Source organism: Bacillus badius NBRC 15713, assembly GCF_001591605.1.
Classification (GTDB): Bacteria; Bacillota; Bacilli; order Bacillales; family Domibacillaceae; genus Pseudobacillus; species Pseudobacillus badius.
On record NZ_BCVF01000030.1, the window covers coordinates 1 to 18,080 of the forward strand.

Here is an 18,080-nt window from a genome sequence, read left to right on the forward strand (position 1 = left end):
GATCAATTTTCTTGCGCCGCCTCAATGGCGACTTTATTAATTTAACACATTCACTTTCGTTTGTCAAAAGTTTTTTTAAAACTTTTTGAAAGTGTTTTTCAGCTTCGCTAACTTATTTCCTTAGCGACTCTTAATACTATATCAGGTGTTATCAAAACCGTCAACTCTTTTATAAAAATAAAATTCAACCTTTAGTGATGGCTTGCAGCTCTTTCGCTTTCAAACCAAAAAGGATGCTGAGCAGCAGAGGGATTTCTCCTCTTCTCCACTTAATCTGCTTACCTTGATTTTTCGGCCTATTTATTGAAGGGAAATTTTCTTGTTAACTTTTATCCTTTAACGAAGCAAAAAAGGCTGCCCTGCATAGGGCAGCCTCTCTATAAGCTTAAACTAAGAAAACGAAATACAGCACAAAGATAATAAACAATAGATACATGATCGGGTGGATTTCCTTCCCTCTCCCTTTTGTGATCATTGTAATCGGATAGAAAATGAAGCCGATAGCAATCCCAGTTGCAATACTGTATGTGAGCGGCATCGCAATAATGGTTAAAAATGCCGGAACGGCTATTTCAAACCTTGACCAGTCAATTTGCCCAAGGGCTGACACCATCAACACACCGACAATGATTAATGCGGGTGCAGTTACCGGTGCCGTAATTACCTCCAGCAGAGGAAAGAACAACAATGATAATAGAAAAAACCCGGCTGTAACAACAGAAGCAAAACCTGTCCGGGCACCAGCAGCCACCCCGGCAGAAGATTCAATATAAGAAGTCGTTGTCGACGTTCCAAGTAAAGCGCCGATCACAGTGGCACATGAATCAGCAAAAAGCGCTTTTCCGGCACGAGGCAATTTATTTCCTTTCATTAAGCCGGCTTGGTTAGCGACAGCCACAAGCGTTCCCGCTGTATCAAAAAAGTCTACAAACAAGAAGGTCAAGACAACGACCAGCATTTGAATCGTAAAAATCTCTGATGGCGATTGAAAAATTGTTTCTAACGCCACGCCGAAAGTGGGTTCAATGCTTGGCACTGTTCCGATGATCTGCTTTGGCAATTCAATCAGGCCAGCCATCATCCCGACTATTGCGGTAATAATCATCCCAATAAAAATACCGCCATTGACTCCTTTTGTCATTAACACCACTGTAATTATGATCCCGAAGATAGCAAGCAATGTATTGCCAGCAGTTAAATCGCCGAGCCCTACAAGCACAGCATCATTATTAATAATAATTCCCGCGTTTTGAAATCCGATAAAGGTGATGAACAGCCCAATTCCCGCTCCTACAGCAAGCTTCAACTCCGTTGGGATGGAGTTAATAATTTTTTCACGCAAGCCTGATAGCGTGAGCAAAATAAAGAACAGCCCAGAAAATAAGACGCCAGCCAATGCTGTTTGCCAAGGAACACCATATGTTAAAACAACCGTATAGGCGAAAAAGGCATTTAACCCCACACCAGGCGCCAGAGCAACTGGATATTTTGCCAGCAGCCCCATGAGCAAAGAACCGATCGCTGCTGCAACCGCCGTTGCTACAAATACAGCCCCATAATCCATTCTCATAGCATCTGGCAAATCCGGCACATTCTTTAACGACAGCGTCACTGGATTCACAATAAGAATGTAAGCCATGGACAAAAATGTTGTTAAGCCGCCGATAAATTCCCGGCGATAATTTGTTCCCAGCTCTTCAAACTGAAAAAACTTTTTCATGATAATCTCCCTTCTCTTCTCCCTCAGAATAAGTGCAAGCATCAGATTTCTTTCTTTATTCATTAAGCTTCACTGGAAATCCGCAAAATCATTCCTTTGCATAAATCCATAGATATCGGCATGCTTTATCCTCAGAATTGCCGTTAAACGAAAAAACGCTTCGGACAAAAGCGTCCGAAGCGTGACTAGGATACGAAACGACAGAGAAATATCTATCTGTTTGCACCTCGTAGTCAAGCTATTTACGGCAGCTCGGTAGAAACTTTTGGGCCATATCCCCAAGATTATACGAAGAAAACATAAAGATTTAATTCTCTCTCATTTTATCGGTCTTCTTACCATCGGTCAAGAAGAACACGAACATTTATTGTATTTTTTTATTTTTTATTCGCCTTTACTCCCACTCGATTGTAGCAGGCGGCTTGCTTGTAACGTCATAAACTACGCGGTTTACGTGCGGCACTTCATTAACAATACGTGTAGAAATTTTTTCAAGAACATCCCAAGGGATACGTGCCCAATCAGAAGTCATGCCGTCAATAGACGTTACTGCACGAATGCCAATCGTATAATCATACGTACGGGCATCCCCCATAACACCTACGCTGCGAATATCGGGCAGCACAGTGAAGTATTGCCAAATCTCCCTTTCCAAACCATTAAGACGAACTTCTTCGCGCAGGATCGCATCAGATTCACGAACAATTTCCAGCTTTTCTTCGCTGATCTCTCCCAATACACGAATGCCAAGACCTGGTCCCGGGAATGGCTGACGCCAAACGATATGATCAGGAATACCAAGCTCTGTGCCAAGAGCACGAACCTCATCTTTAAACAGGGTATTTAACGGCTCGATTAACTTAAACTGCATATCTTCAGGCAGCCCGCCCACATTATGGTGGGATTTGATCGTTTGAGCTGTAGCTGTGCCGCTCTCAATAATGTCAGTATAAAGCGTTCCTTGAGCTAAGAAATCAATGCCTTCGAGCTTAGTTGCTTCATCATCGAACACATAAATAAATTCATTGCCGATAATTTTACGTTTTTGCTCAGGGTCAGATACACCTTTTAATTTGTTCAAGAAGCGATCCTTGGCATCTACCTTGATAACGTTCATATTAAATCCTTGAGCAAAGGTTTCCATTACACTATCCGCTTCACCTTTGCGCAGCAGCCCATGATCCACAAAAATACATGTCAGCTGATCACCAATCGCCTTGTGAATCAGTACAGCCACGACAGAAGAGTCCACTCCGCCGCTTAAAGCGCACAGTACTTTTTTGTCACCGACTACTTGGCGGATTTTTTCCATTTCAACTTCAATAAAGTTTTCCATCGACCAGTCGCCTCTGCAGCCGCATACCTCAAACACAAAGTTTTTCAATAATTCAAGGCCATAGACAGAGTGTTTTACTTCCGGATGGAATTGTACCGCGTAAAGCTTCTTTTCTTCGTTGCTCATAGAAGCGATCGGACAAGAAGGGTTAACAGCATCAACAGAAAAACCTTCAGGAGCAGCTGTGACTAAATCGCCATGACTCATCCAAACGACTTGTTCAGCCGGCAGCCCTTTAAAGAGAGCCGTTTCGTTTTTCACTTGAATAGCGGCCTTTCCGTACTCACGGTGTGAAGCAGGCTCGACTTTTCCGCCAAAATGCTTCGTCATCAGCTGCATGCCGTAGCAAATGCCAAAAATAGGAATATTTAATTCAAAGATCTTTTCATCACAATGAAAGGCAGTTTCCGAATAAACGCTATTTGGTCCGCCGGAAAAAATGATGCCTTTCGGGTTCATTTCTTTTACTTCTTCTGCAGTAATTGTATGCGGATGAAGTTCACTGTACACGCCAAACTCCCGGATACGGCGGGTAATTAATTGATTGTACTGACTGCCAAAGTCTAAAACTAGAATCATTTCCTGGTTATGTAATTCCGGTTTTCCTGTCACTCTTTCCACTCCTCTGTTGTGCAATAAGATACTGCTCGATGTACATAAAATAAAAACTAGAATCCTTTCAGCGCTGAAAGCAGAATTCTAGTTGTTTACAAAAAGAATCTGCCCTCATAGTCCAATCATTTACGGTGATTTAGTAGAAACTTTCGAACCATATTATCGAAAATATATGAAGGAGACATGGATTATTCGAGCTAATTTTAACTCATTTTATATCTATCAACCACGGCGGTCAAGCTGTTCTGTTGTTAATTAAATATTCAGTAAAAAACCTTTTCGATGTGTAACCGCTTTTTTGCTGTCCTTCCAATTTTGCCTGCCTTGGATGGCTTTTCATAGAAGCATTTCTCCGGAATGTCTCCATCTTGATGATGCGTCCATGGTTAGGATGCCCGCAATTTCATTTCTAAGCACAAAATGCATAAATGATCATAAAAAGCCAGGAGCCTTTGCCGCTATGTATACAACGGCAAAGGAGGAACCTGGCTTTTTATGCATTCGTTAATTGACTTTGACTGGTACATTATTCAGCAGGCTGATCGTTGTTTCACGAATCAGACCTGGCAAAACGCCAAAGGAGTAAGGCTTATATACCCTTTCCGTCCACTTATGGCCGTCTTTCCCATATACGCCCATATTGATAGAAGGAATATTTAAACGGCGGATTTCTTCAACTGGCAGCGTATAAAGATTGCCCACGTTCGGCAAGTTATTCAACAAGCTTTGCAGTTCTTCATTCGTTTCATGGATGGATAGGTAGCTGCCATCCGCCAGATAAGGGAAGAACTTTTTCACTTCAAATGTTTCGCCGCTTTCTTGCTGCGCTTTTTCAAGCACCTGCTTCATCGTTGTTAAAATCGCCTGCTCTGCCAGATTATCCTCCCGAAGGAAGTTATGAGGCAAATATGGAGGAGCAAAGAATAACACGACACGCGGTTTTTTAATTGGGTCCATTTCATTCAGCACTTCAACAATTTTAAAGGCAATCATCCGGACGTCAAGCATTTTGTGCTCTTCTGTCACCTTTGCGCATACCGCCTCTACATCAATCCCTCTGTTCTTTAAGTCTCTGCTATATTCTTCAAGAGACACGACTTCAATATCCCAAGTCAAGTGCTTGCGAGGAAGGCCTGAGCGATGCAGGTACTGCTCGTACTGGCTTGACAAATACTGTGTGATTTCCTGGCAAGCTTCAGCAGTAATCTGACGCAGCTTTTGCATGACATCAGCCGCAGAATCACGGTAGAGGAAATAGTTAAAGTATAGATAACTGCTCGTTGCTGTTTGGACGTTGTAGGTGAATTTATTATCCCGCTGGAATAAACATGTCGGCGGCAGCACCATTTCATCTGGAATGTTTTCACATAGCTCCACGTTATTGTGAATTCTTCTTGTTAGTTCAGCTGCGATGAAATTCGGATCGACCCCTTGCAATGTGTCTCCGACGTGAGCTTCCCTTCCATAAATATAAAAGCTCGGAAGGATTTTGCCAGCGGCTCCTGTATAAATATATCTTGTTGTATCTCCATCATATTGCGGCGTAATGAAATCATTATTAATGGCTGCTACATATTCCAAGCCCCATTCATTCTTTAAGCGCTCCAATTCGAATACCGCACTTTTCACTCCAGCGTGCTGGCTTTCCTCATCCGGGTTAAACATGACGAGTAAGTTGCCTGGCAGTTCGTCGCGATGCTCTGTGAAATAAAGAAGGTTAGCTAAATGAACCGCCGCGCCGCTTTGCATATCAACCGAACCGCGTCCGAACATCCAGTCACCGGACTGCGCATCCGCTTGAACATCCGCATCCTGCTCAAACCCTTTAAAGAAGCTTTGGAGATAATCCGGATCAAACGCATGAGGACGCAACGCACCAAAATCTTCAATCCCGACCGTATCAATATGAGCATGGTAAACAATCGTCTGTTTTGCATTGATACCGCCTTTGACAAATGCAAAAACATTTTTTCTGTTTAAAGCATCATTGATGGCCGTTTGCTCCCAAACAAGCGCTGGATTCTCTTGAAAATACGGGTAAGAACGCAAAATATCTAAAATAGCATCGGCTACTGCTACCTCGCCGCCCTCTGAAGCGTTAATGCTTGGGATGCCAACCAATGTTCTTGTTAATTTCTCTACTTGCTCCTGCACAGATAAATGTTTTAATTCATCATACATAACGATCAACCTTTCCATGATGTTTTCAAAGCCCGAATTCTTTTTAATCGTTACAAGACGGATCTTGTTATTTTCCTACGCTGTGTGTTTGTTCTTGTTCTTTGTTCTCTTTTTTAATATAGCGGTTAATATAATCTTTGGTAAGCTCTCTTACTTCTCCGTTCAAGAATAGTAAAGCGATCACGTTTGGCAAAACGATCATAGCAAGCATTAAATCAAGGAACTGCCAGATGAATTGCAATCCGCCAACCGCTCCGGCAATAATAGCCGCTAAATACACAAATCGCATAATTTTGGAAAATTTCAGGCCGAATAAATACTCCGCTTGTTTCTCTCCGTAAAACACAATCACAACAACCGTTGATAAAACAAAGAAGAATAAACAGATTGAAATCAGTGTTCCAGCTATTCCTGTACCTACCACATTCGATAAAGCTGTTACGACCATAGTGGATGCTTTGTCTGCCGTTACATCTTGCCAAGCTCCTGATGTGAGAACGACCAGAGCCGTCATCGTACAAACAACAAGCGTATCCACAATTACCTCGAAAATCCCCCACAAGCCTTGCTTCGCCGGATGCTCTGTTTTAGCAGCGGCATGAGCGATTGGTGCTGTTCCCATCCCTGCCTCGTTCGAATAGATGCCGCGTGCCAGTCCCCAGCGAATTGCAGCTGCGACTCCGGCGCCGGCGAATCCTCCAGCAGCTGAAATCGGAGCGAATGCCGATTTGAAAATCAAGGCAAAAGCAGCAGGAATTTCAGTTACGTTAGCACCTAAAACAATGAGAGCGCTTACTAGATAAATACCTACCATCAATGGAATGAATTTTTCTGTGACAGAACCAATGCGCTGAATACCGCCCAGCGTCACTAAAGCTACTAATACAAGAACAATAATCCCCGTCGCCAGCGGCGGAATATTAAATGAAGATTCCACTGTTTGGGATAGAGAATTGGATTGAACCATCGTACTTGCCACAATTTCAATCATTAAGAAAAATGCGAAAAATACAGCTACCGGTTTCCAGCCAAGCCCCTTTTCAATATAATGCATCGGGCCGCCTACCCATTCTCCTTCTTCATTTTTTGTACGGTATTTAACACCAAGTACAACCTCAGAATACTTAGAAGCCATCCCGATCATCGCAACGACCCACATCCAGAAAATAGCTCCTGGTCCTCCTAGAGCGATTGCCACCGGAACCCCAACTATATTGGCAGCGCCTATCGTAGAGGCAAGCGCAGAGGTCGTCGCTTGGAAAGGCGTGACTGAGCCTGGCGCATCATCTTTCACGAAAATTTTGCCAAATGTTTCTTTCATCACGTGCGGCAAATAACGAAATTGGAAAAAGCCTAAACGGACCGTTAAAAAAAGACCGCCGCCTAACAACAGCAGCATCATGGGAGGTCCCCAAATCCAATTCGTTACTGAAGCCACTAATTCTTCAAAGTTCTTCATATCGTTCCCCCTCATTGTTCATCTTTGTGGAAATACTTTGTCTATTCCACCCATTCCTTAGAATTTCGTAAAAATTGCAGGAAAAAAAGAACAAACTTATAATTACACCTCCAATTATAGAATATTTTGCGCATAAAGAAAGCGCTTTTATTTTTTGCGCAAAATATACTTGCGGATAGAAACAAAAAAAGCATAATTATTTTACAGTAAATAACATAACGGCTGCCCAGTAAAAAAGGACCTCCCCCTTCTCTGAAAGCAGACGACATAAAAAGGCATCAGGGAAATTTATTTCCCTGATGCCTTTTCCATCCCTGCTTTATTTCCAAAAGTCATCAAAAATGCTAATTGGCAAGTGCCGTTTGTGACGCGAATTTAAATATAATTGTTCAATGCGCTCTTTTGCAGCTTCCGGCACTTCTTTTCCCTCAAGATAGTCATCAATATATTCATAAGACACCCCAAGAGCCGCTTCATCAGGAAGCATGGGCCGGTCCTCTTCCAAATCAGCCGTAGGCACTTTTGTATATAAATGCTCGGGACAATCGAGAGCTTTCAGCATTTGACGGCCTTGCCGCTTATTTAAGCGGTAAAGCGGAACCAGGTCGGAGCCTCCGTCTCCGTACTTTGTGAAAAAGCCGGTGATTGCTTCCGCTGCATGATCCGTTCCCAGAACAACGCAATTTTTCATCGCGGCAATGCTATATTGAGCTTTCATTCGTTCCCGCGCTTTTTCATTGCCTTTAGCAAAATCGGAAAGTGTGATGCCTGCTGCTTTTAATGCTTGTTCGCTTGCATCTGCGGCCGCCTTGATATTCACAGTAAGCGTTTCGTCAGGCTGGATAAAATCGAGAGCATCCTGGCAATCCTCTTCGTCCTTTTGCACGCCATTTGGAAGTCGGACCGCATAGAACTTGTAGTCTTCTGATCCAGTTTCAGCCTTCAGCTCATCGGCCGCCATCTGTGCCAGCTTCCCGGCAAGAGTAGAGTCTTGGCCTCCGGATATTCCGAGAACAAATCCTTTAAGAAAAGAATGTTTTTTTACGTAGTCTTTCATGAAATCAATGCTCTTTCTGATTTCTTCCTGCGGGTCAATCACTGGCTTTGCTTTCAGTTCCTCAATGATCTGCTGCTGTAAATCTGTCATTCATTATTCTCCTCCTCAAGTTGTCGCTGCTTTAATCTTTTCTCTGTTTGCTCTTTTACTTTCTGAATAAGCTCCATTTTATTATTCCAGCATTTTTCGCTTAAGTCGACTGGATAGGCCTCCGGATTCAAAATTCGTTTATACTCGTCCCACAACAGCCCAAGGCTGCTCTTTAAATATTCACGGATAGCTGTTAATGTCGGCAATTCATACACAAATTCACCTGAAACGAAAATGTCTTCATGCAGATCACGCGCTTCAAAATTTGTGACAAACTTGGAGATATACGTATGGACGGGATGAAACATTTTAATTTTCTCCTGTTCCTCCGGTTTTTCGTCGTCCAACACAATATAGTCGCCTTCAGACTTGCCGCTTGTCCGGCTGATAATCCGGTAGACGCGCTTCTTGCCGGGCGTAGACACCTTTTCGGGATTGCCGGAAATTTTAATCGTATCCTCAAGTTCTCCGCGTTCATTTTCAATGGAGACCAGCTTGTAAACCGCGCCTAAAGCCGGCTGATCAAAGGCTGTGATCACTTTGGTGCCTATGCCCCATGTATCGATCCTGGCGCCTTGCGCCTTTAAGTTTAAAATGGTGTATTCATCAAGGTCATTGGAGGCAACGATTTTTGCCTCATGGAAGCCCGCCTCATCCAGCTGCTTTCTCGCCTCCTTGGACAAATAAGCAAGGTCGCCGCTGTCAAGGCGAATCCCCATAAAACGAATTTGACTGCCCATTTCCTTAGCAACTTGGATGGCATTGGGAACACCTGATTTTAATGTATCGTACGTATCCACCAGGAAAACACAATTCTTGTGCGATTCCGCATACTTGCGAAACGCTGTATATTCATCCCGATACGCTTGAACCATCGCATGAGCATGTGTGCCTGCTGGCGGAATGCCAAACAGCTTCCCGGCACGAACATTGCTCGTAGCGTCAAAACCGGCAATATAGGCGGCGCGCGTGCCCCAAATTGCAGCGTCCATTTCCTGGGCCCGCCTTGTCCCAAATTCCATGACGGCATCTTCTCCGCACACCGTCTTGATGCGGGCAGCTTTTGTGGCAATTAACGTTTGAAAATTAATGATATTAAGCAGCGCTGTTTCAATTAATTGTGCTTCAATAAGCGGCGCCTCTACCCGAATGAGGGGTTCGTTGGCAAAGACAAGCTCTCCCTCTCTCATCGAACGAAGGCTTCCTGTAAATTCTAACTTCCTCAAATATTGCAGAAAGGCTTCGTCATACTCACCGATACTGCGCAAATAGCTAATATCACTCTCTGTAAATTGGAGGTTCCTTAGATAATGGACAGCTCTTTCCAGCCCTGCAAATACGGCATAGCCATTTTCAAAGGGCATTTTTCGGAAAAACAGATCAAACAAAGCCTTCCTTTCATGGATGCCATCTTTCCAATACGTATAGGCCATATTAATTTGATACAAGTCTGTATGCAACGATAGACTGTCATCTGTAAATAAACGTGTCACCTTCATCGCCCCTTTATCGGTTATGTTACCACGATTCCCGCTTCTTCAATCTTTATACAGCTGTTTTTACCCTTTCATTTGTCAGTTGTCCCAAACATTGGTATTCTTTTAAGCAGTGGTTTATACTTTTTTATTCAGCTTTACCTGAACAGGTCTCTCCCAAGAAAAAGTGGGTATAAGACTAGTAGAAAAAGTAAAGGGAGAAGAAATCAATATGAATGAAAAGCTATTGATATGCTGGAATAGCCCGGATGAAAGCCTTTCAGACGAACTCTATATTGAACAGCTAAAACAATCGTTTAAAGATAAAAAAATAAAACAATTAATTAAGCAGGCCAAAGCTCTTTATAAAATCGATAGGCCTGAACTGCAGCCGCCAGCCTATTCGTTTTCTGTTATCCACGCCGATGTCCCGATGGACAAAGATTCTGATTTCCAGCCGGTTGAAACAGAAGGCTTTGTTATTTACGAAGGGAAGGGCAACGATTACAAAGAATTCCTGATTGCCGTCAATACGGTGTTGTCTCTTATTCATCCATCTTCGGAAAAGTGTATTTTCATTATTAAAATTGCGGCTGAGCTTAAATACCTGAATAGAGAAGTAGGCGCAAGATTTATTCATGACCTTGCGGAAGAAGTCTTTTTATATTCAAGAAAGAAAAAATAAAACGATTCCGGTCTCACCGGAATCGTTTTATTTTTCATGAGAAGATATCCGGCTTTATTTTCAAACCAGCTGCTGATCGTTCTCAAGAGGTCAATTATTTAGTTTCTGCCGCCTTATTTTCGTTATCTGGGCGATGCGTATAGTCATAGTCTGACGGATCGACCGGTGTAAAGCCCTGCGGCGTATAGAAGCGCAGCAAGTCTTCATTCAGCACTTTATCTGAAAGACGGAGCTTTTTCCCAACGATTTCTGCTTGCTTCTTCAGCTCTTCTGTTTCTTCTATTTCTTCGCCGGTTTCTGTGCTGTAATACTTATCATTGATAGCTGTTACGTCCTTGCTGATAAAATCTCCATTGCGGAACGGCACGACTTCATTATGCTGCGGCGACAATAAATCCGTCCCCATCTGCACATACGGCTTCGTATCAATTCCTAATAAATGAAGAAGCGTTGGCAACAAGTCTATTTGTCCGCCGTATTGGTGCTGCACCCCGCCTTTGACGCCAGGCACATGAATAAACAGCGGCACCCGCTGAAGCTGGGCATTTTCAAACTTGCCTACTTCCTTGCCTGTTACCACAGACATGGCTTTGTTATGATTATCGGAAATGCCGTAATGGTCTCCGTACATAATAATCACTGAGTTGTCATACAGCCCCGATTTCTTCAGGTAAGCAACAAACTCCTCCACCGCTTCGTCCAAATATCTGGCGGTTTGGAAATAACCATCTACTGATTTATCGCCCGTATGATGAGGTTCAATCGATGCTTCCTCTTGGCTCATCGGGAAGGGAAAATGGTTCGACAGTGTAATAAACTTCGCATAAAACGGCTGCTTGACTGTTTCAAGCAATGGGGTTGATTCTTTAAAGAACGGCTTGTCCTTCAACCCGTAGTTCAAGACGTCTTTTTCATTCATATCGTAGTAGCTGGAATCAAAAAATTGATTGAAGCCTAATGACTTGTAAATTTCATCGCGGTTCCAGAAGGATTTTTTGTTGCCGTGAAATACAGCAGACGTATATCCTTGCTGTCCTAAAATAGCTGGTGCCGCCTGATAGGTGTTATGTCCCTTCATTGAAAAAGCGGAGCCTTGCGGCAAGCCGAACAAGGAGTTTTCCAGCATAAATTCAGCATCTGATGTTTTCCCCTGGCCGGTTTGATGGAAGAAGTTATCAAAATAAAAGGTATTCTGATCATGCGCCAATGAATTCAAAAACGGCGTTACTTCTTCTCCGTTCAGCTTGTAATCAATAATGAAGTTTTGCAGCGATTCCAGATGAATATAAATGACATTTTTCCCTTTCGCTTTCCCGAAATACTCCGGGTTCGGCTGAGCATAAAGCGAATTAGTGAAGTTGACCACTTCTGTGATGTCGCTGCTGTCTGCCAGCGCTCTCTGCGTAGAAGCTTTTGAGCTTTGGACAGCATCATAAATGGTGTAATTGTACATTCCTAAATACTTCACCAGGTAGTTGCGGTCAAATGTTCTCGTTAACAGCTGCGGACGGTCTGTTTCTGCCAGTCCCAAGTTGACAGCAAAGAGAATAATAGCTGTTAAAAAAACCGCTCCTACTTGACGCCCTTTTAACTTGATCGGCTCCGGCTTCACATACTTAGAAAGCAGCAGCCCGATTAAAAGGACCGTATCAAGAAAATAAATAAAATCATATGGATGCAGCAAAGCACCAATGCTTTTTCCTAAATCACCTGCATTATCCGTTTGGGTAAGCGTCGGCAATGTAATGAAATCGGTAAAAAAGCGATAATATACGATATTCGCATATAGCAAGAAAGATAATAGAAAATCAATAATAATCATCCATATAAACGATCTTCTTCCCTTGGCAAAAAGAGCGAAGGCGAGGAAAAGGACTGCAGAGCTGATCGGGTTAATAAACAGCAAAAATTTCTGCATGACGTTATCGATGCCAAGATCAAATTCTATTTGATAAGCTGCGTATGTTTTAAGCCAAAGGAGAATGACAGCCAATGAAAAGAACCCCATCGGCTTGCTAAGAGAAAACAATTCCTTATTCATTGCTTTCTTCACTTTCTTTTCACCCCTGTTCTATCTAAATACTATTAAGATGGAAATCTGCTATTCGTCAAAACTTTGATTCCCGAAATAAAAATGAACATAATACATAATAGGGAGCGTGGGAAAAAAAGTCAACTATAATATGCTCAAAAACTAAATCACCTTCTTTTTCCACAACTGGCATAGCAAGGCCAACTGCTAATATGAACAGCGGCCTCTCCCGCCTCTTCAATTTATTCATCCGATTTAAAAATATCCCCATCAGCTGAAAATCGCTTTTTTGGCAGCTGCGGCAAGCTGGAGCGTTTCAAGTGTTTTACAATATTCATCAGTAATCTCTCCATTGATCTCTTCATGTTCTTCCTGCAAATAATCAATCACTGCTAAATGCTCAAACCAATCCCCAGGCTCCGCCGGAGAGTGTCTGGCATTTGCCCAGGCGAATGCCAGACTAGGACTGTACAGCCGGGCGGCCCCTTCCCTTAGCCGGCAAGCCTGAAGCCGTTTTGTAAAGACTGAACCCGGAAGATCTTCATTGACATCGTTAAACAGATACGGCCAATAATCTTTTCGTGATCCGGTATGGCGATGGCGGGCGGCCCAATTGACCACCTTCCCTAGCTGGCTTTTGTCTTGGAAAAGCAAGCGGTACAGCTGCTTTCCCAATCTAATCCGTTCATGCAGGGAGGAAAAGTGATGCAGCGTCAGCCCGATCAGCCCCGTTCTTTCTGTTTGAGGACCGGCATCAAACGGAAAGAGCAGATGACTGGCGGACAGAAGATCCTGAACAACGAATGCTAACGTCTGAAAAACTCGCTCCTTGAACAGCGGATCTTGAATCACCCTTTGCTCCAAATAGCTTTGTTCGTTAATAATGAGGGCAAAAGTGAGAAAAACAGAACCGCCCTTTCGCCAATAGTAGTTCCATATTACTTCCATAAATGTCGACACATTCAAATAAGGCAATAAGTAAAATAAGCTTTTGCTCCTCCTTTTGCTTTCCATAAATAATAACAGCTGCGGATAAGCATCTTGAAAGATGAGCCAGTTGCCCCGTTCCAGAAAACTGAAGAAAGCTTGCCGCTTCTCTTCATTTAAAAGGCGCGAATGAAGCTCTCCTCTTAAGTCAGTCATATTCCATCCCCCATTCCGGGAGATCATATGGGCAAGAAACGCCCAGTGAATTTCCGGGTACATCCAATAAAAGTCTAAATAGGCTTTTGTCCGCGTGATGTTATTTGCATTAAGCCGTTCTGTTTCCGAGCGGATGTTCCGAAGCAGCTTCTGTTCTTCTCTTGAAAGACTTTTCTCTCCCGGCATAGGTACAGCTTGAAGTCTTTTCTTGCAATCCTCTTTAATTTCCGCAAGAGCGGCCGTCAGCGGATTTTTGTTCTTCTTTTTTGGAAAAAAAATGACCATTCACCTCCGCCAGCCTTCAACTTGAAAGAATTCTTTTTCCCGAAAAGAATATGTATAGAAAAAATGTGTTTACCTGAGGGGATGATGCATCGATGAAGTTGCGTGTAAACGATCTGATGGCTCAAATAACTGAACAGCTCAAACGGTCGCAGACAGCGGATGGTTCGTGGGCTTATCCATTCGAAACGGGCATTTCCACAGATGCTTATATGATTATTCTATTAAGGACCTTAGGGATAAATGATGAAGAGTTGATTCGCGGATTAGCAGAAAGAATCTTGAGCAGACAGGCCACAAACGGTGCATGGAAGCTTTTTCAGGATGAAAAGGATGGCAATGTGACCGCAACAGCAGAGGCCTATTATGCTCTTCTTTATTCTGGCTATGTTGCCAAAGGAGACGCACGCTTGCAGGCCGCCAAAACATTCATCCGCGCCAAGGGCGGAATCGAAAACACCCATATGCTGGCGAAAATCATGTTTGCTTTGACCGGCCAATACCGCTGGCCTCCTTGTTTCCCCATCCCAATTGAAGCCGTTCTTTTGCCTTTTTCGTTCCCAGTCAATCTCTACGACTTGTCCGTGTTCGGCAGAGCCAATCTGATTCCTATCCTGGTTGTGGCTACTAAAAAATACAAAAAGAAAACAAAGAAAAGCCCTGACCTCTCTGACTTGTTCATCTCCAGATCTGACGACAGCTTTCACTGGCCGGACAACCGGGAAATCCAAAAGCTTCGTGCAGCTATGGAGAACGAAATCAGGCATTTGCCGCGACTGCCCCACTCTATCCATTCAGCGGCGGTGCAGCGGGCGAAACAATACATGCTTGATCATATCGAGCCCGATGGCACGCTTTACAGCTATTTCAGCTCTACTTTCTTGATGATCTTTGCTCTTCTGTCACTCGGCTATGCCAAAAGCGACCCGGTCATTCTGGAGGCGGTGGCCGGCTTAAAATCGATGAAATGCACAATCGGCGGCCATCCGCATATCCAGTACACAACAGCTTCTGTGTGGAACACAGCTTTAATTAGCTACGCTCTGCAAGAAGCCGAAGTTTCTCCATCTGATCCCGTCATTCAAACAGCAAACCGGTATTTGCTAAGAAGGCAGCAATATAAATATGGAGACTGGGTGTTTCACAATTCAAATGCCTTTCCCGGCGGCTGGGGCTTCTCCAATATCAATACAATGAATCCGGATGTGGATGATACAACAGCCGCTCTAAGGTCGCTCGCCTCTCTGGTCAACAGCTCTTCGACCGTTTATCAATCATGGAAAAGAGGAGTTGGCTGGACCATGTCCATGCAAAATACAGACGGCGGCTGGCCGGCTTTCGAAAAAAACATCAACAAGAAATTATTTAACTTCCTCCCTATTGAAGGCGCGCGATTTTTACTGACGGATCCGAGCAGCGCAGACTTAACAGGAAGAACACTTGAGTTTTTCGGCAGCTATACCAACGTGCAGAAAAAACACAGCCTCCTTAAAAAAGGAACTGACTGGCTGATAGAGAATCAGGAAACAGATGGTTCCTGGTACGGCCGATGGGGCATCTGCTATATTTACGGGACATGGGCAGCGATGACAGGTTTAAAAGTAGCTGGAACAGGCACACAAACACCAGTGATCCAACGAGCAGTCCACTGGCTATGCCGAATTCAAAATGAAGATGGCGGCTGGGGAGAATCTTGTACAAGCGACATCAAGCGCACGTATATCCCGCTTGGCTCCAGCACCTTAATCCATACGTCTTGGGCGCTTGATGCCCTGATTGCAGCCGCTGATAAGCCGACTAAGGAAATCCGGGCTGGCCTTTCTTACTTGCTCCGCTCCTTCCATAAAAACGATTGGACGATAGATTATCCTGCTGGCCAAGGAATGGCTGGCGGCTTTTATATTCACTATCACAGCTACCGCTATATCTTTCCTCTTCTCGCCTTGGCCCATTACAAAAGAAAATTCGGCTGATGGTGCTGTCCTGCTTGGCAGCCAAACAAAACCGCCGGCGGTCTTGTTTGGCTGCTTCTTCAAGTATGCGTGAAAGGGGAGTAGCCCGCCGGAAAAGAAGCGCTTTGCAAGCCGTGCTCTTCCAGCTTCCGATACAAGGTGGCAAGGCTGATATTTAACTGGGCAGCAATCTGCTTTTTTGCCTTTACTGAATGCCCATACTTTCTTAGCATATCCTGCAGAATTTCCTTTTCATGAAGGCTCAGCATCGCTTTCAGGGAAGAAGGCTCAGAAGGGATATTTTTTTGTTCAAGTATCCGTCCCGGCACACTCTGAACCGTAATACGGTTGGACTGTTCCATATTCACTGCATATTCCACGGCGTTTTCCAACTCTCGTACATTCCCAGGCCAATTATAATTTTGAAACAACTCAATCACATGCGGATCAAACCCATAAATATTCTTTCGCAAAGAAGCCGTGTGCTTAGACAGAAAATGATTCATTAAAATAGGAATATCCACTTTCCTCTCGCGAAGCGGCGGCAAATAAAGCGGAATGACGTTTAACCGGAAATATAAATCCGCCCGAAATTCTCCTTCCTTCACCATTTTCTCCAGGTTTTGATTCGTGGCAGCAATTACTTTAATGTCAACTGGCAGGGGCTGTCCCCCGCCTACCCGCTCTACCTTTTTATGCTGAAGCACATGCAAAAGCTTGACCTGCAAATGCAAGGGAAGATCGCCAATCTCGTCTAAAAAAATAGTGCCGCCGTCGGCCATCTCGAACTTGCCGATTTTCCCTTCCTTATTAGCGCCGGTAAACGCTCCTTTGGCATAGCCGAACAATTCGCTCTCAAGCAAGGTTTCCGGAATAGAGCCGCAATTAACAGAGATAAAAGGACCTGAGGCTCTATTGCTGGCATTGTGAATAGCCATGGCAAATACCCCTTTTCCGGTGCCGCTCTCGCCCGTGAGTAAAATATTAGAATGGCTATTGCTCACTTTCATCGCTTGCTGCTTTAAGCTTTTGATCATATTACTTTTTCCCTTTACTTCAGCAAAGGATAAATCGAGCTCCCCTGCGGTCAACGAATAGGCCAGCTTTCTGACATCTGACATTTTGCGAATGGAAGCGACAACTCCATAAATATGATTCTGATTGAAAATGGGGGTGGCTGTGACAACAAAATGGAAATGTTGTTTAGGTGTTTGATAGATCTCTTCTTTTTCCGTGTATCCCTTGCCCGATTCTAAGACAGACAGCATCGGCGACTCCGGCAAAAGCTGCTTCAGCGGCTTGCCCACCAGTTGACCTTTTGGAGTATCCAAAAGCAGTTCGACGGTAGAATTGCAATGGGTAACGGTTCCGCAATGATCAATCGCAAGAATGCCGTCCTGAATTGATTCTAAAATAGTGTTTAATTTATTCTTTGTTAAGAGCAATTGATTGGCAGCTTCTTTTTCAGCTACTTTCCCAGTTATCAGTTCAGACATGCGCCACAAAAAGTTTAACATTTGCTGTTTATTCTTAATGAGGCGGCTATGTTGCTCTTGGTTAAATGCCAATAACCCAATGACTCCAATTGCCTTCTCTTTATACAGAATTGGGCAGCAAATTTCCGCCACTTCCTCCAGCTCTCCCGTGTCAACGAGCGGATCATACATCGGATCATTGCGGGCATCTTCGACGACAAAAGCCTGTTTTGTAATGAGTACGCGCCCATATACATAGCCGGCTTCCTTTTTTCCTCCTTCTTCTTTGGTGTTGACCCGCTTTCGGCATTCTCCTGTGCCAGCCATGACAGTCATCGTTTCATCCACTATTTCCGCTTCCACCTTCAATGCAGCTGATATAGCATCAGCCACCTGTTGAACCAGCTCCTGTATCCCTTGTAAAAAAGTCACGCCCTCACTCCTGTTCATTAGGAATTCATACTGACTAACTTCTCTTTTCAATGAAGAAATCCTCTTAAGGGCCTGGTTGGAATATGTATGGCCTTCCCTCAAAAAGGAGCTGTCTCCAAAGGTCATGAAACACAATCTTTGGATTC

Annotated in this window: 11 protein-coding genes and 2 riboswitches; of the genes, 2 read left to right on the forward strand and 9 right to left on the reverse strand. The window is 43.8% G+C overall.

Going from position 1 to position 18,080, the window contains the following annotated elements; translation table 11 throughout:
* Positions 1-385 precede the first annotated feature (385 nt).
* From BBA02S_RS14245 to BBA02S_RS14270, 6 genes are all read right to left on the reverse strand, one after another.
* Entirely contained in the window at positions 386-1,720 is a 1,335-nt protein-coding gene (locus tag BBA02S_RS14245; RefSeq protein ID WP_041101312.1) for an NCS2 family permease, read from the reverse strand.
* Positions 1,721-1,930: 210 nt separating this feature from the next.
* Positions 1,931-2,032, reverse strand: a riboswitch (purine riboswitch).
* Between the two features lie 82 nt (positions 2,033-2,114).
* Positions 2,115-3,668, reverse strand: coding sequence for a glutamine-hydrolyzing GMP synthase (gene guaA, locus BBA02S_RS14250; protein ID WP_041101314.1), 1,554 nt, complete (start codon positions 3,666-3,668; stop codon positions 2,115-2,117).
* A gap of 97 nt (positions 3,669-3,765) precedes the next feature.
* A riboswitch (purine riboswitch) is annotated at positions 3,766-3,867 on the reverse strand.
* Between the two features lie 308 nt (positions 3,868-4,175).
* Entirely contained in the window at positions 4,176-5,852 is a 1,677-nt protein-coding gene (locus tag BBA02S_RS14255) for a M20/M25/M40 family metallo-hydrolase (protein WP_041101316.1), read from the reverse strand.
* A 67-nt stretch (positions 5,853-5,919) separates the two neighbouring features.
* Positions 5,920-7,311, reverse strand: coding sequence for an alanine/glycine:cation symporter family protein (locus BBA02S_RS14260; protein WP_041101318.1), 1,392 nt, complete (start codon positions 7,309-7,311; stop codon positions 5,920-5,922).
* A gap of 319 nt (positions 7,312-7,630) precedes the next feature.
* Positions 7,631-8,458 (reverse strand): ammonia-dependent NAD(+) synthetase, encoded by an 828-nt coding sequence (gene nadE / locus BBA02S_RS14265; RefSeq protein WP_041101320.1) that lies wholly within the window; start codon positions 8,456-8,458, stop codon positions 7,631-7,633.
* A complete protein-coding gene (locus tag BBA02S_RS14270) occupies positions 8,455-9,891 on the reverse strand; it encodes a nicotinate phosphoribosyltransferase (RefSeq protein ID WP_231557225.1) in 1,437 nt (478 codons plus the stop codon). Before BBA02S_RS14270 ends, nadE begins: the two co-directional genes overlap by 4 nt.
* A 274-nt stretch (positions 9,892-10,165) precedes the next feature.
* Between BBA02S_RS14270 and BBA02S_RS14275 the strand changes: the two genes are divergently transcribed.
* Positions 10,166-10,618, forward strand: coding sequence for a hypothetical protein (locus BBA02S_RS14275; protein ID WP_041101324.1), 453 nt, complete (start codon positions 10,166-10,168; stop codon positions 10,616-10,618).
* Positions 10,619-10,712: 94 nt separating this feature from the next.
* On the opposite strand, the gene ltaS is transcribed toward BBA02S_RS14275, so the two are convergent.
* Together ltaS and BBA02S_RS14290 are read right to left on the reverse strand one after the other, a co-directional pair.
* Positions 10,713-12,671 (reverse strand): lipoteichoic acid synthase, encoded by a 1,959-nt coding sequence (gene ltaS, locus BBA02S_RS14280; RefSeq protein WP_041101326.1) that lies wholly within the window; start codon positions 12,669-12,671, stop codon positions 10,713-10,715.
* Between the two features lie 249 nt (positions 12,672-12,920).
* Positions 12,921-14,078: a DUF2515 family protein gene (locus BBA02S_RS14290; protein WP_041114410.1), complete on the reverse strand. Its 1,158-nt coding sequence runs from the start codon at positions 14,076-14,078 to the stop codon at positions 12,921-12,923.
* Between the two features lie 92 nt (positions 14,079-14,170).
* Between BBA02S_RS14290 and shc the strand changes: the two genes are divergently transcribed.
* Positions 14,171-16,048 (forward strand): squalene--hopene cyclase, encoded by a 1,878-nt coding sequence (gene shc, locus BBA02S_RS14295; RefSeq protein ID WP_041114409.1) that lies wholly within the window; start codon positions 14,171-14,173, stop codon positions 16,046-16,048.
* Between the two features lie 59 nt (positions 16,049-16,107).
* Here the strand turns inward: shc and BBA02S_RS14300 are convergent, their stop codons facing one another.
* Complete coding sequence (locus BBA02S_RS14300) at positions 16,108-17,934, reverse strand: sigma-54-dependent Fis family transcriptional regulator (protein ID WP_041101332.1); 1,827 nt, start codon at positions 17,932-17,934, stop codon at positions 16,108-16,110.
* Between the last annotated feature and the right edge of the window lie 146 nt (positions 17,935-18,080).